The sequence below is a fragment of the Algoriphagus kandeliae genome, assembly GCF_004571135.1.
Classification (GTDB): Bacteria; Bacteroidota; Bacteroidia; order Cytophagales; family Cyclobacteriaceae; genus Algoriphagus; species Algoriphagus kandeliae.
This window is the reverse complement of sequence record NZ_SPSB01000002.1, coordinates 661,935-676,826: the sequence shown is the minus strand read 5'-3', so window position 1 is coordinate 676,826 and position 14,892 is coordinate 661,935. Positions and strand designations below refer to the sequence as shown.

General features: G+C 41.2%; 13 protein-coding genes. 7 read left to right on the top strand and 6 right to left on the bottom strand.

Annotated features, from left to right (window positions below):
- Positions 1-17: 17 nt before the first annotated feature.
- The 4 genes from E4S40_RS07525 to E4S40_RS07510 form a co-directional block, all read right to left on the bottom strand.
- On the bottom strand, positions 18-995 hold the full coding sequence (locus tag E4S40_RS07525) for a PorP/SprF family type IX secretion system membrane protein (RefSeq protein ID WP_135072727.1): 978 nt from the start codon (positions 993-995) through the stop codon (positions 18-20).
- 77 nt (positions 996-1,072) lie between these two features.
- A complete protein-coding gene (locus tag E4S40_RS07520) occupies positions 1,073-1,846 on the bottom strand; it encodes a uroporphyrinogen-III synthase (protein WP_135072726.1) in 774 nt (257 codons plus the stop codon).
- A gap of 22 nt (positions 1,847-1,868) precedes the next feature.
- On the bottom strand, positions 1,869-2,996 hold the full coding sequence (locus E4S40_RS07515) for a DUF4271 domain-containing protein (RefSeq protein ID WP_135072725.1): 1,128 nt from the start codon (positions 2,994-2,996) through the stop codon (positions 1,869-1,871).
- A 3-nt stretch (positions 2,997-2,999) separates the two neighbouring features.
- Positions 3,000-4,703, bottom strand: a complete 1,704-nt coding sequence (locus E4S40_RS07510) for a POTRA domain-containing protein (protein WP_135072724.1) — start codon at positions 4,701-4,703, stop codon at positions 3,000-3,002.
- A gap of 23 nt (positions 4,704-4,726) precedes the next feature.
- Here E4S40_RS07510 and hemW point away from each other — a divergent pair, with 23 nt between their 5' ends.
- The 7 genes from hemW (at position 4,727) to E4S40_RS07475 (ending at position 12,591) form a co-directional block, all read left to right on the top strand.
- Positions 4,727-5,869: a radical SAM family heme chaperone HemW gene (hemW, locus tag E4S40_RS07505; protein ID WP_317129219.1), complete on the top strand. Its 1,143-nt coding sequence runs from the start codon at positions 4,727-4,729 to the stop codon at positions 5,867-5,869.
- 3 nt (positions 5,870-5,872) lie between these two features.
- The gene (locus tag E4S40_RS07500) at positions 5,873-6,178 is read left to right on the top strand and encodes a DUF721 domain-containing protein (protein ID WP_135072722.1); all 306 of its coding nucleotides are present in this window, start codon (positions 5,873-5,875) and stop codon (positions 6,176-6,178) included.
- A gap of 105 nt (positions 6,179-6,283) precedes the next feature.
- Positions 6,284-8,347: a SpoIIE family protein phosphatase gene (locus E4S40_RS07495; protein ID WP_135072721.1), complete on the top strand. Its 2,064-nt coding sequence runs from the start codon at positions 6,284-6,286 to the stop codon at positions 8,345-8,347.
- Positions 8,348-8,356: 9 nt separating this feature from the next.
- Positions 8,357-8,692, top strand: coding sequence for an STAS domain-containing protein (locus tag E4S40_RS07490; RefSeq protein ID WP_135072720.1), 336 nt, complete (start codon positions 8,357-8,359; stop codon positions 8,690-8,692).
- A 3-nt stretch (positions 8,693-8,695) separates the two neighbouring features.
- Positions 8,696-9,109 carry an ATP-binding protein gene (locus tag E4S40_RS07485; RefSeq protein WP_135072719.1) on the top strand — a complete coding sequence of 138 codons (414 nt, stop codon included), beginning with the start codon at positions 8,696-8,698 and terminating at the stop codon, positions 9,107-9,109.
- Between the two features lie 89 nt (positions 9,110-9,198).
- Positions 9,199-11,193, top strand: a complete 1,995-nt coding sequence (locus E4S40_RS07480) for a peptidylprolyl isomerase (RefSeq protein ID WP_135072718.1) — start codon at positions 9,199-9,201, stop codon at positions 11,191-11,193.
- Between the two features lie 30 nt (positions 11,194-11,223).
- Positions 11,224-12,591, top strand: a complete 1,368-nt coding sequence (locus E4S40_RS07475; RefSeq protein ID WP_135072717.1) for a peptidylprolyl isomerase — start codon at positions 11,224-11,226, stop codon at positions 12,589-12,591.
- A 46-nt stretch (positions 12,592-12,637) separates the two neighbouring features.
- Here E4S40_RS07475 and E4S40_RS07470 read toward each other — a convergent pair whose 3' ends face one another.
- Positions 12,638-12,955, bottom strand: a complete 318-nt coding sequence (locus E4S40_RS07470) for a hypothetical protein (protein WP_135072716.1) — start codon at positions 12,953-12,955, stop codon at positions 12,638-12,640.
- A gap of 71 nt (positions 12,956-13,026) precedes the next feature.
- Complete coding sequence (locus E4S40_RS07465) at positions 13,027-14,826, bottom strand: ABC transporter ATP-binding protein (protein ID WP_135072715.1); 1,800 nt, start codon at positions 14,824-14,826, stop codon at positions 13,027-13,029.
- Positions 14,827-14,892: the final 66 nt, after the last annotated feature.

Genomic DNA, 14,892 nt, shown 5'->3' with positions numbered 1-14,892 from the left:
AATTTTAAAACTAAAACCTAAAACCTAAATCTCGGAGTCCGCTGAATCACCCGCTGAACCTCCCGAGTTACCCCTGTCAAACGATACCTTAATAGGAGTTCGTGACTGGTTGGAGACTTGGCTTCCAGACCACTGATCACCAAGTCGAATGCATAACCCAAGGTCAACGAATTGTCTGGCAAAAGTGAATATCCCAAAATAACTGATAGGGATTCCTCTCCTCGGAATGCCAAACCTCCGGTAATTCGGTTTTGATAGGTACCAATAACGCTGAGGTCAAAGGAAAAATTATTAAAAGAAACAGATTTTAAGAGAAAACTTGGCTCCACTCGAAATTGTCCCACTGGCCGGAACCTATATCCAAACAAAAGGTAAGAATGATTTTCTAGGGGATTTGAGATTCCTCCATCCCCAAAATCAAAACTTGGCCTATTAATATGTCTGCTACTCAGGCCTATATAATAACTGCCTCTATCTACCAAAAGTCCTGCACCAAAGTTGAGATTCATGGAATTCTCTTTCCCTGAAGTAGGTAAGTTTGGTTCAGGATTCACTACGATAAGCTCTCCATAGTCCAAGGAACTCGAAAACATCCCCACATAAGCACCAAAGCTAAGTGTCGTTCGGTTAATTTGCTTATGATAGGCTCCCTGAAGATTAATCTCCAAATTCCCTGTTGCACCTATCTGATCATTGACTAGGGTAAGTCCATAGCCGATATCCTTACCTTCTAACCTTCCTTGTGCAGTCAATAACTGCGTTACTGGTGCTCCACCTCCACCTGTGGAGGTCGCATAATTAAACCACTGGGAACGGTGCAAAGCAGAAAAGCGATATCCGCCTTCTTTCCCAGCAAACGCGGGATTATAATACATGCCATTAAACATGTATTGAGTAAACTGCGCATCCTGCTGGGAAAAGACCTTGCTGGAAAACAGCAAGTTGATCGATATCGCAAAAGCAAAAATATATTTCCAGCGTAAGCTCAAAATCATAACCAAAGTGGCTTTTACAGATTAAAGGACTATTGTAAGGATTTTAACTGAAAAACCACTGATTTTGATTTCTAATCTTACAAATTATTGGCCTTTTTTATATAAAGTTCCAATGCACCCGTCATACTTGGGGCATTTGGAAGTGGTGCCTCGATATCCAAAATCAAGCCTTGCTCACGAACCGCCTCTGCTGTAGTCGGGCCGAAAGCAGCAATTCTTGTTGGTCCCTGTACAAAATCCGGGAAGTTCACTTTCAAGGATTTGATACCTGAAGGGCTGAAAAAAGCCAAGATATCATACTTCACGTCTGCCAAATCAGAAAGATCAGCAGCTACAGTATGATAAATGATTGCTTCAGTAAAATCGATATTGTTCTTTTCTAAATATTCTGGAATATCATCCTTTCGAATATCAGAGCATGGAAACAAATACTTTTCATTCTTATGCTTCTTGAAATAATCAAAAAGATCCTGAGCAGTCTTTGTACCCACAAAAAGCTTTCTTTTTCGGATTACAATGTATTTCTGAAGATAATGTGCAGTCTGATCAGAAATACAGAAGTACTTCATATCAGGAGGCATCTCAATCTTGAACTCCTTGCAGATATTGAAAAAGTGATCGATCGCATTTCTACTGGTGAAAATCACCGCCGTATGTTTGAGAATATCGATCTTTTGCTTTCGAAAATCCTTAGGAGAAACCGGCTGAACTTCAATAAACTGCCTGAAGTCCACTTTCAGGTTGTACTTCTCCGCTAACTGAAAGTATGGGGAATTTTCGTTGGCTGGTTTTGGCTGGGAGACAAGAATACTTTTAACGGGTCTGAGCCTGTCCTTTGTCGATGCAGTCATGCTTAAATAATGCGTTTTACTTTTAGTACTGTCCGAAAACCATGACGCCTTTTACCAAAATCAGGAAAGGCACCAATTCTGCGATGCAAAGGTAAGTAAATAAATGATATTTCTTAAATGACAAGCGATTCATCATTGTGAGAAACAAAAACCCTATCCCCAACAAATACATCCAAAAAAATACCTCATAGGATAAAGAAAGGAATATTTCAAGTTCGTAATAGGCGTTCATCAGATAGAAAAATCCTACTAAGACAAATAATAAATTAGCCCAAACGATTAAGCGAAGCAAATAGAAAAAATGAGGAAACTCCAATCTCGTCAAATCAAAGAGTGTGGCAGTAATTCGAATCCCAATAAATTTGAAAATAGTAAGAACCAATAATCCGATTGCACCTACTAACCATAGCCCCAAAAGGCGATCTGATGAATTTACTCCCCATTGCAAAAGCAAGTCCTGCTGAAAGAAAATCAAGCCCATAATCGCGCCCAAGGAGGTCAAAATATTCACCAAAAAGACGAATAGTAAAATATCCAAGGAGAAAAACTTCTGAAGACTTCCACTTTCTGAAAAATCCTCATCCGTGACCAGCCCTCTCGGACTCAAAATTGAAAAGAAAATATAAGGGTAGACTTGCCGATAGCCTGCCAAAAGAAATAAGGCAATCAAAAAAGCAATTAAGAAAAAATCACGTACCTCTTGTCGAGAAAATACCTGACTAAAACTTTCCACTTCCGCTTGCTGCCCCAAACCAACCGTATCCAAATTTTTGGCATTGACGGTCTTTTGGAGCAAAGGACGGACACTACCCAGTCTCTTCTTGAAATAAGTCAGTTGGATAGAATCCTTCCCAAATTCTTGTCGTAAATCTTTGACTTGACGTAGCAAAAAAGTATCCTTCTTGGAAAAAAACCAAAGTCGTTCCCCTTCAAATACTAGGGTCTGTCCTGGAACTTCCATCACCAAATAAGCCTCGGGAAACTCTTTCAAATCAACCCATTGATCCAGACGGTTGGATGAAGAAAACCAGCTTTTCACTTCCTCTCGCTTCCAGGCATCGGTCATATCCTCCAGGACTTGCGCACGAAGGAAGGTCAACCCTGAACCCAAAAAAAGAAGAAGTAATAAAACCGAAAACCGAAACTTCATAAATCAAAACCGAACTAAATACCCAAAATGGATTTTTGAAAATTGTAATGAAAGCGGCTGTTCTTTGGTTTTTCCTACTGCATATACAAAGCGAAAAACACCAGAGTCCGTCTCAAAACTAATCCCAGAGCCTATAGACAAGGCTTGCTCAATCGAGTCCGCAAAATACGGGTTTTCCAATAAGCCTAAGTCGGAAAAAAGAAAGAGAAAGGAATTTTCTCCTAAAAATAGCCTTGGCTCCAAATTCATGTAAAAATAGTCTCTCGCAAAGAAAAAGTTCTCATTAAATCCTCGGATACTTTGCAAACCTCCTAAACGATATAAGTCATTTTGAAGCAAATTTTCATTTCGAATCATCCCTGCTGCAGCCCCCCAATAGATCCCCCAGTTCCTTTTGAGATAAAAATGCTTTTCTATTTTCCCTTTCAAAGAATATTGCGGCGTTCGAAGGTCCAATCCCTGATAGGCCTCTTCGGGAATCCCTGTATTTTGTAAAATTTCCTTATTCCCTGCTGATAGACCCAATTCTATTTTCACCCCTTTCCTTGGCGCAATCACATCATCCAAAAGATCTAAGGTCACATGAAGCCCATACTCGGACCATCGGAAATCCGCAGTCTCTGGAAGTTCGGTAACCTCATTATAAGCAACTGTTGAAATCAAATCTCCCGCTTGCCTTCGCAGAAAAAAATCAAAATACAATGGGCTTTTCGACTGATAGCCGAAATGAACACCAAGCCTACGGTTAATGAAACTTGTATCTTGCTTGAGCAGACTGAATTCGGCAGCCACATCTAAACCAGAACCGAAAACAAAAGACTCCTTCGCCTCCAAGTCTAATCGTTGCGTCAATTCATTAAACCGCTGCCAATGAACCGACACATCCCGCCCCTTTCCTCCCAAGTGGTATAGTTCCAAATCTAATTGCCCGGTAATCAAGACCTTTCCGGGTTGATTTTCATTGGGCAAAACTCCCAAAATCCCATCCAACACATTGGAATTTCGATCGCTTAACTGAAAGACGGGGCTAGCCTTTTGTAGGCGAAAATCAATTTTTGGAGCGCCCCCCAACCTGAAATAAGGACTTCTACCTACTCGTTTGGTGGCTTGCTCGAGCTCATTTTGAGAAAAGGGAGCCCCTATCTCTAATCTTGACAGTCGCTGAAGATATTTTTCCTTTGTGACCGAGTTTCCTTCTATTTGAAGTGTATCCCAGCGAATTTCGGGACCAAGACTAATTTTGAGACTAGCACTCAACTCCTCCCCCTGCCGCTGCAAACTATCCAAACGAATACTGGCGAATGGGAAACCTGTATTCTCCGCTTCCTTCAATACATCCAGAAAAAGTTGATTGACTTCGGTGAAATTTAATGGGGCAGAAGAAATCTGTACAAAGTCCTTAGAAAGATTTCCCTGTTTTAGCCGGATTTGCTGAATTTTTGGTCCTTGATAGAATTTGACCCAGAGCGAATCGCCTTGGTCTTCAAGCCGATCTATAGCAGCACCTAAATACCCCTCTTCCCAAGCTACTTGCACCAAAGAATCAAGGTAAAAATTCCGCTGTACCGAATCTTCAAAAACCTTCCAATTACCCGAAGTATCTCGATCCAAACTATCTCTCCAGCTCAGCCAATAGCCATGCTGTGAGAATGCAGAACTGCATAAAATGAAAAACAGAAAAAAGGCCGAGAGGAACTTTTGGAACACAGACGAAAGGCTAATACTTATATTTGCAAATTAAAGAATTCAAATTGGCTGGAATTTATATTCATATCCCTTTTTGCAAGCAGGCTTGTCATTATTGTGATTTTCATTTCAGCACAAATACCAGCCAATTTCAAAACATGACTTCTCTGATCGCCCGAGAAGCTATCCTACGCAAGGATTTCTTGAATGGCGAAAGCATTACCACAATTTATTTTGGAGGGGGAACACCTTCCTTAGCCAAGCCCGAATGGCTGGAAGAAATTCTATCAGCAATCCATACCAATTTCAAATTGGATCTTCAGGAAGTAACACTAGAAGCAAATCCAGATGACTTGAGTCCAAAAAAATTGGCTGCCTGGAAAAAACTGGGGATTGATAGACTTAGCCTGGGGATTCAAAGTTTCCAGGATGAAGTACTCCAATTTTACAATCGGGCCCATAATTCAAAAGAATCCTTAGAAGCTATTGAAATGGCACGGGGGGAAGGATTCAAAAAATTCAGCATGGATTTGATCTATGGATTCCCGCATTCAGATCATTCGCTTTGGATACAGGATTTAAAAACGGCAATTTCACAGCATCCCGGCCACCTTTCCTGCTATGCCTTGACTGTGGAAGAAGGAACCGCCTTGGGGAATTGGACCCAAAAGGGAAAATTCAATCCTGCGGATGAAGATTTTGTGGCGGAGCAATTTGAAATCCTTCAACACCTTTCAGAAGAAGCGGGATATATTCAGTACGAAATATCCAATTTTGCTCAGCCGGGACAGGAATCTCTCCACAATTCCTTGTATTGGAAAGGACAATCTTATTTAGGGTTGGGCCCTGGGGCCCATTCTTTTGATGGGGAGCAGCGCTTCCTTAATCCAAGTCACAACCCAAATTATATCAAAGCTTTATCCCAGAATTTACTTCCTTTAATTCCTGAGCCTCTGGAGGAAGTTGATCGTCTCAACGAATATTTGCTTACCGCTTTGCGTACACGATGGGGAGTGGATTTAGAATTTCTACAAGAAAAATTCAAGAAAGACCTCTTGAATGAACGATCAATAAAGATCCGGGAATTTGAACAAGCGGGATGGTTACAGTGGGAAAAGAAAAGCCTATCTTTGACTAAATCAGGAATGCTACTAGCTGATAGCATAGCCCAAGCTTTATTTTACTAACCTATGACCTCATTTTCAGAACGAAAAAAAGAAGCAGCTCCATTAGAGGAAGCCTTTCAGGAATTGCTGAAAGCATATCGACTGGAAGGAAAATTCCGTGAAAAATCACTTATCCATGAGTGGGGAGATTTGGTTGGAAAGACCATTGCAGATCGTACGCAATCTGTATTTATTCAAGATAAAAAGCTATTTGTCAAACTCAGCTCAGGTCCCATCAAAAGGGAAATTCAGATGAATAAAAGTAAAATCCTCCAACTCATTGAAGATCGTTTTGGCAAGGAGGTCGTGACAGATTTGGTTTGCTTGTAAATAAAATCCGTCCGGATTAAAATTTTTTAACATTCAAAGAGTTAGCAAAATGGGTCAGCCCCCAATTTTTCCAATCCCTTTGAGTAATATTGGGATGTATAATCCATGATCAAACTTCCCACCATACATATCGGAAGACTGAGTCTATTGCTATCCATTTTGGTATGGCTGTCCTTACTATTTGTGGATTTAGTACGGCTTTTTGGGGTGATCAACAATCTGAATTCCGGAATTGCCCCGGAAATCACCTGGGTTTTAGAAATCCTCTTCTTTCTAACCGTCTACTTTTTTTACAATTACAATCTTCAAAAAAACGCCCAAAACGAATTCCTGAACCTCCTTTGGAGAGCTGCCTCCACAGGGATTTTCGCATCAGCGGCTTTTTTGGTCATTCAGCTGTTCTATGAATTTCTCGGCGATAGCAAACTGGGTCAGGAGCCATTTCTCCGAAACTTTTTTTACCATGTACACTTTGCATTGATTGCTATTTTCCTGATTTCGACCACCTTACTTTGGAAAAAACTCATACTCTATCAAAAAACCAAGCAGGTAGTACAGCAATGGCAGACCTATGAAATCGGGCTACTCATCGCCATGTTTTTTGTCTTTTTCAGCCAAAACACCTTTGGCTACAGCTTTATTTTTGGGTTTGTGATTTTGACAGTTTTGGGTGGCTTCCTTTCAGTAAATCTGAAATGGATTCCCTACCTCACCTTCAAAGAAAAGTGGAAATCACTCCTTTTTTTGGCAATCATCATTATCTGTTCGGTATACCTCTTTCTACAGACTAATGCCTATTCTAGCGCCCAACAGACCTATCCAATCAACCTGTTGGATAATCTGTTTTTGATTTCCTTGTATGTCTTCATTTTGATCTATGCCCTATTTAGCTTCTTGGTGACGCTTTTCAATTTGCCTACTTCTTCTGTTTTTGAGCAAAAGCTAACGGAAGCCATCAACTTTCAGCGCTTGAGCCAATCGATTCAGCCGGAAGAGGACGAAGAAAAAGTACTGGACATCCTGATGGACTCTTCTATGAGCGCCTCCTTTGCTGACGGGGCTTGGCTGGAAATGTACCAAACCGATCGAAATCAAACCATTATTCAGACCCGATGGATTGAGGAAAAGGAGAAAGAAGAACTTTCTCAATTAATCGAATCAAATTCGGCTGCACAGAATTGGGCAAAAGAGTCCAAGGCGGATTTATTGAATCCACTTCCTTTGAAAATTTCTCACCCCAAGTTTGGTTCCCTGCTCTTGGTCCCGCTAGTAATCAACAAGTCTGTAATCGGGCGAATGGTCCTTTGTAAAGAGCTGAAAGATGGATTCAATAAAGAAATGGTCTCCATTATTGAGACTTTTGCCCGGCAAGCAAGCATTTCGGTTGAAAATCATCGACTCTTGAATCAAGCCATCCAAAACGAACGCTATCAGGAGGAATTAAAAATTGCGCAGCGTGTTCAAAAAGCCTTGTTACCAATTAATCTTGAGCATAATCAAGGCTTTGAAATATGTGCTTATTCCAATGCAGCCGATGAGGTTGGAGGTGATTATTATGACACTTTTCAATTGGATCAGCACAGATATGCTTTGATCATCGGCGATGTATCGGGAAAGGGAACATCTGCTGCTTTCCACATGGCTCAGATGAAAGGAGTCTTTCAAAGCTTGATACAACTCAACCTGAGCCCAAAAGAATTTATGATTCGCTCCAATGCAGCCTTAAGTCGTTGCCTGGAGCGAAATCACTTTATCACGGCGTCTATTTTTATCATTGACACACTTCATCATCAAGTTTGTCATGCCCGGGCGGGTCATGTTCCTACCCTTTTCTACCGATCCGGAAACCAAAAGGCCGAATATCTCGGAATTGGTGGTTTGGGATTGGGAATTTTAAGAAACATGCAATACGAAAAACACGTTGAGGAAAAAGAGTTTACGTACCATTCAGGGGATATTCTGATTCTTTTCACGGATGGAATTGTTGAGGCTAAAAATCAAAAATCCCAACAATTTGGATTTGAAAGAATCCGAGCTCTCGTGGAAGTGAACCATCATCTTTCACCAAAGGAGATTCAAACCAAACTGATCGACAGCCTTCATGATTTTGTTGGAGGAGATGGACTGATCGATGATGATTATTCACTTCTGGTAGTCAAATTCAATTAATTAGAAAATATGCTTTCCATAGAAACCCAACAGGAAAACCAACATTACATTTTGCAGCCGAAAGGAGAAATAGACGCCAGCAACTCGGTGCAATTGGATGAATCGATTCGAAGACTAGCCGAAAATGGGGCAAAATCAATTCTCGTTGACGGTTCGGCAATTGAATACATATCTTCTGCAGGATTGGGTGTATTTATGTCCTATTTGGAGGATTTTCAGGAGCAGGGAATCACCCTGAAAATCTTTTCCCTCAGCCCTCGGGTTTTGGAGGTATTTCAAATCCTTGGGCTCGATCAATTGATTCCTATATTCCCAGAGAAAGAAGCTGCTTTGAACGCAAATTAAAACATGGAGCATACAATTCAGCTAATCTGCCAAACCACTGCCCTGTCAGAACTGAGGAAATTTCTGAATAAGAATCTTTCCCAGATTATGCTTTCTGAAAAAGACAAGCATCAGGTCATCTTGGCTGTAGAGGAGGTATGTGCCAATCTAATCATCCATTCCCATCACTGTAATGGGAGCGATCATATTTCCCTGAATTTGAGGCAGGAGGACGATCGATTAGTTTTTGAAATAATGGATAAGGGAAAGGCCTTCAACCTATTGGACTATGAAGCGCCGGACCTCAAAACCGTTATTTCAGAAAAACGCAAGGGAGGTTTAGGGCTCATTTTGGTGAAAAAAATCATGGATGAAATCGAGTTTGAATCTCAAGGCGGGACAAATACCTGCCGACTGATTAAATTTTTTGGCTCCTAATTCTTGTTAAATACCTGTAAGCTCGGGCATTTCACCCAAAATCCTCATATTTTTGTAACATTGCAGTGAAATAGAAAGCTCAACAATTCATGATCTACCGATCTTTTTCGGCCCTTACCTTTAACCTATTGGTTGCTTTTACTCTTATCGGGGCTGCAGTTCAGCCCGTTATGGGCCAAAAAAAGCCCTTATTGACGGTAGGCAACCAAGAAGTATCGCTTAACGAATTCATCTATTTGGTTGGAAAAGGGATGAATTCGGAAGGAACTTCTGCTGCACTTTCCAGAGAAGAATTTGAAGACAATCTAGAGCTTTTCATCAATTACAAATTGAAAGTAGCGGAAGCTGAAGCTCAAGGTTTACATCAAACTACTGAATTTCAGCGGGAATTTGATTCATTTAAAGATCAGTTGAAAGCACCCTATTTGATCAAAAACTCATTGGAAGAAGGAGAATTACGAAAAGCCTATTCACGGATGCAGGAAATCATTCGGGCTAGCCATATTTTGCTTCGATTCCCTCCCAATGCAAGTGCAGAAGATTCCATTGCTGTTTTGAAAATGGCGCTGAAACTTAAAGAAGACATTCAAAATGGCGCTTCTATCAATGAACTAGCGGTAGAATATTCAGAAGATCCATCCGCTCAGGTTAACCGCGGGGATTTGGGGTATTTTTCTGCGCTTCAGATGGTTCAGCCTTTTGAAGATGCAGCATATATGCTACAAGCTGGGGAGGTATCTGATCCTGTTTTGACGAGCTTTGGTTACCATATTATTCAGGTTCAGGATCGACGAGCAAATCCTGGGCAAGTACAGGTTTCTCACATTTTGGTTCGAGTGGATGAGTCAGATACCTTATCTGAAGACAGAGCAAGAAGAAAAATCTCTGACATTTATAATGAAATTCAAAAGCCCACAACCTTGTGGGAAGATATAGTCAAAAACTATTCTGAGGATCCTGGCACCAGCCAAAAAGGAGGTCTTCTTCCATGGTTTTCCGTGGGCAATATGATCCCGGAGTTTGAAATGGCGGCCTTTTCTCTCACAGAGGAAGGGGAGGTTTCTCCACCGGTCAAAACCCGATATGGTTACCATATTTTACGATTGGAAGGGAAAAAGCCCCTGGATTCCTTTGAGGAACTTGAGCCTATGATTCGCTCCAGAATTCTTCGAGACTCTCGCTCTTCTATGATTCATTCTCAGGAATTGGCCATCCAAAAATCCCGCTATGGATTTAAGGAAAATGAAGAGTTGGTGGGAAGATTAGAACAAGCGCTCAATCCAATTTCCGCCACCAATTTCCAAGGTGTAATCGAGACTAATGATTGGGGATCCGAATTTCTATTCGAAGCAGGATCAAACAGCTATCAAGTAGATGATTTCTTGAAATTTATCGAGGATCAAGAACAGAGATTGAGCTCAAATGGGCAAAATTTTGACCTTTGGTATGACCGCTTCGCTTCTTTCGTCCTAGCAGATCTGGAAGAGAAGGATTTGGCATCCAATAACCTCGAGTATCAAATGCTACTCAAAGAATATCGAGACGGAATCTTATTATTTTCATTGATGAATCAGGAGGTTTGGCAAAAGGGAATACAGGATTCCTTGGGTCAAATGCAATATTTTAAAAATAACTTGAATCAGTATCAGTGGAAAAACCGGACTGAGGCACTTATCGTCAAGGTATTGGATATGAACCAACTTAACGAAGCACGCAATCTCCTCAGAGATCAAAGCTATTCCAGTGAGTTGGCTGATGAATTCAAAAATAAGTTCGAGGAAAATGAACCGCTAGCCTTCCAAGTTCAATCAGGCACTTTGGAAATCCCCAGCAGCCCTGTTCTTTCCCAAGTAGACTTGAATCAGAAATATCAGGAACTGGAAATTGATGGACATCTGCATTTAGTTCTCTTAGGCGATTCCTATCCAGCAGGTCCTAAAAAGTTTGAAGAAACCCGAGGCCTCGTTATTCGAGACTATCAGGAATATTTGGACGAAAAATTAATCCAAACACTACGGGAAAAATATCCTGTAGAAATCAACGAAGAAGTCAAAGAAGAAGCATTTATTGCTTTGAATCAATAATCACCCTGGCTTAGCCTTTTCATACCTACAATGAGTAAACTAAACCAAATTCTAGTAGCAATCAGTTTTGTCTTTATTTTCCAATCAGCCATGGCCCAAGAAGAGACCGTGACTACCGGCCAGGTATTAGACAAAATTGTAGCAAAAGTCGACAACAACATCATTTTGGAATCTGATGTTCAGCGCACCTTTATTGAAGCCATTGCCCAATCCCAACAGGGGATAACTCCACCAACACGTTGCGAGGTGTTTGAGTCTTTGGTCATCAATAAGCTGATGCTGGCAAAAGCAGAAATCGACTCCGTTGTGGTAACCGATGCGGAAGTGGAGTTGCAAACAGAAAACCGCTTCCAAATGGTACTTCAACAAATAGGTGGAGATGAAAACCTAATTTTGCAGATGTACGGTAAGACGGCGGATCAGTTGAAATCCGAAATGTATGACGCAATTCAGGAGCAATTGATCGTTCAGCGAATGCGGGATAAAATCACCGAGGGAGTAACCGTTTCTCCGGCTGAGGTAAAAGCCTTTTTCGAGAGTATTCCTACCGATTCCCTACCCTTCTTTTCGGCAGAAGTGACAGTAGGTCAAATTGTAAGAAAGCCAGAAGTCAACGAAAGGACTAAACAGGAAATCTACGATCAGCTATTGAAGTTTAAAGAGGATATTTTGGCTGGAAGAGCTGATTTTGCCTCTCTCGCAAGACAATATTCTGAGGATCCTGGCTCTGCAGCTCAAGGCGGTGATTTAGGCTTTTTTGGTAGAGGGCAATTAGCACCAGAATACGAGGCTACGGCCTTGGGGCTTCGTCAAGGTGAAATCAGTGACCCAGTAGAAACTCAATTTGGGTTCCACATGATTCAGCTTCTCGAAATTCGTGGAAACACTTACAATACCCGTCACATTCTTCGCATCCCTCAAGCAAGCGAGGAAGATATCCAACGAACAGAACGATATTTGGACAGCTTGCGAACAGAAATCTTGGATGGGAACATTGAATTTGCCAAAGCAGCAAAAGATTATTCAGAAGATCGAGCTACTTCCGATAATGGCGGTTTCTTTACTGACCCAGGAACTAGCTCCAATCGCTTAACCCTGCGGACTTTAGAAGACCCGGTACTTTATTTTACTATTGATAGTATGGAAGTTGGGTCGATCACCAAACCTATCCGATTTGAAGATCCACGTGAAGGAACCAAGCTGCGAATATTATACTATCAGGCAAGGTATCCTGCTCATCGGGCGAATCTGAATGATGACTATGAGAAAATGAAGGCTGCAGCCTTACGAAAGAAAGAAGATGAGCTGCTTGGCGTGTGGTTTGTCACAGCCAAAGAAGATGTGTTTATAGACATCGATCCATCCTATGATCGATGTAATGCACTCAGCGAACGATAAAAATATGGCCGGTCTTTCAACCGGCCATTTTCATTTGAAAAAGAACTCATTTTCCAGAAAAGAGGGCTTTAAATGCCATTCCAAATTGCTTCAAGCCTTCTTTGAGAAATCCCTTAGACTCTTGAATTCGGGGCTCATATTCCTCCCTCTTTTCTTTGAATTCCTTCTCCAGTAAGGCTTTTCCCTTTCGCAGCTCTTCTTCCAAGGTGGTTTTATTTTCCTTTAAAGCTGCGATCTTCTTTTCGATTTCCTCTTTCACATCGGCGCTGGCATCGGCACCTTTTTGAATCAGTTCTTCGATTTTATGACCGATTTCCTGAAGGGTTTTCTCGATTTCCTGTATGCCTTTTTTTTCCTTTTCCATAGCTAAAAATATTCGTTGGTTGAGAACAATAAGTTAGAAAAAATTATCCTTAAATACAGGAAATCAATCGCTTATTCCAGTTCTGTCTCTACAGATTCTCCTGCTTGAGTTTGTTTTTCATACAGCTCTGCATAGGTTCCTTTTTGGTCCATCAGGGTTTGATGGTTTCCATGCTCGATCACCTTTCCATCATCCAATACAATGATATGATCTGCTAGCTTGGCTGAAGAGACCCGGTGGGAAATAATTACTGAAGTCCGATCTTTCATGATCTTTTTAAGCGCATTGAGGATGGAATTCTCGGTCTTGGTATCCACTGCTGAAAGACAATCATCCAAAATCAGGATTTGCGGTTCTTTGGCTATGGCTCTTGCAATAGAAACACGCTGTTTTTGACCTCCGGAAAGTGTAATGCCGCGTTCTCCCAACATGGTGTCAAAGCCTTTCGGAAAGTCCACAATATTCTGGTAAACATCCGCATCCCGAGCCGCTTGCTGAATCAGCTCATCATTTGGTTGGTCTACCCCGAAGGAAATATTATTTGCAATGGTATCCGAAAACAAGAAGACATCCTGAGGAACATATCCTATGTTTTTTCGGAGGAATGAAATATTAAAATCCTGAATCGGTTTATCGTCTATCAAAATTTCTCCCGAACTCGGGTCATACATGCGCATGAGAAGATTAGCGATAGTAGACTTTCCAGAGCCTGTGGTTCCAATAATTCCCAATGTCTGTCCTGCTTGAATTTCGAAACTTACATGATCCAGGGCCTTTACTCCAGAATCAGGATAAATAAAGGTAACATCGCGGACAGTGATTTTTCCATGAATAGGCACCTCCAAATCCTTGGCACTTTGGATATCATTTTTCTCATCTAAAAATTCATTGATTCGAGTCTGAGAAGCCGCAGCGCGCTGTACAATACTAGTAACCCAACCTAAAGAAGTAACCGGCCAGGTAAGCATGTTGACATAGAGAATAAATTCTGCAATGACTCCATAGCCAATTTCACCATTGATCACCTGAAGGCCTCCGATATATACGGTCAGGATGGTAGAAATCCCTACCAAAGCCATAATCAAAGGGAAAAATAAAGCATTGACTTTGGTCAGACGAATGGATTTATCCTTGTAATCCTCACTCGCTGTGGCAAAGTCCCGGACACTATCCTTTTCTCTCACAAAAGCCTTCAACACCCGGATTCCGGAGAACGCTTCTTGAACAAAGGTGCTCAAGCCTGAGAGGCTACGCTGAATTTTTTCGGAGCGTTCATTAATTAGGTTATTGACAAAATAAATACTGATCGAAAGTACCGGCAGAGGAAGTAGGGAATAGAGAGTCAGTTGAGGATTTACCATGACCATATAGCTGATCACCAAGGGGAACAAAATCAACAAATTAAGCCCATACATGATAGCCGGTCCCAAGTACATTCGCACTCGACTGACATCCTCCGTAATCCGAGCCATCAAATCACCGGTACTATTTTTCCGATAGAAACTCAGCGGTAAATTCTGATACTTTTCGAAAATCTCATTTTTCAAATCATATTCCACCCGACGGGACATGATGATGATAGTCTGCCGGATTAGGAAGAGAAAAAAGCCACGTAAAAGGGCCATTATCAGGATTAAAACACCGAAGACTAAGACGAATTTTAAAAAAACTTCTTGGGCCAAATCCCCCATTCCACCTAGCTGAATTGGCTTAAAAATGGAAAAACTTTCAACCACATAATCTATGGCTAATCTCACCAATTGGGCAGGAATAATTACGAAGATGTTCGAAATGACGGTAAAAAAGATACCCAAAAGCAATAAGCCCTTGTATTTGTATAAATATTTATTAAGTCTCCAGAGCGGCTTCACCAAATAAAAACTTTTGAAATTAGAAATTGATTAAGGAAACTTGGGTAAATTATTCCTTTGCTGGCC

Coding starts and splice junctions, on each gene's coding strand:
- E4S40_RS07525 (WP_135072727.1), bottom strand. CDS start 995: ATGATTTTGAGCTTACGCTGGAAATATATTTTTGCTTTTGCGATATCG.
- E4S40_RS07520 (WP_135072726.1), bottom strand. CDS start 1,846: ATGACTGCATCGACAAAGGACAGGCTCAGACCCGTTAAAAGTATTCTT.
- E4S40_RS07515 (WP_135072725.1), bottom strand. CDS start 2,996: ATGAAGTTTCGGTTTTCGGTTTTATTACTTCTTCTTTTTTTGGGTTCA.
- E4S40_RS07500 (WP_135072722.1), top strand. CDS start 5,873: ATGACCTCATTTTCAGAACGAAAAAAAGAAGCAGCTCCATTAGAGGAA.
- E4S40_RS07495 (WP_135072721.1), top strand. CDS start 6,284: ATGATCAAACTTCCCACCATACATATCGGAAGACTGAGTCTATTGCTA.
- E4S40_RS07490 (WP_135072720.1), top strand. CDS start 8,357: ATGCTTTCCATAGAAACCCAACAGGAAAACCAACATTACATTTTGCAG.
- E4S40_RS07485 (WP_135072719.1), top strand. CDS start 8,696: ATGGAGCATACAATTCAGCTAATCTGCCAAACCACTGCCCTGTCAGAA.
- E4S40_RS07480 (WP_135072718.1), top strand. CDS start 9,199: ATGATCTACCGATCTTTTTCGGCCCTTACCTTTAACCTATTGGTTGCT.
- E4S40_RS07475 (WP_135072717.1), top strand. CDS start 11,224: ATGAGTAAACTAAACCAAATTCTAGTAGCAATCAGTTTTGTCTTTATT.
- E4S40_RS07470 (WP_135072716.1), bottom strand. CDS start 12,955: ATGGAAAAGGAAAAAAAAGGCATACAGGAAATCGAGAAAACCCTTCAG.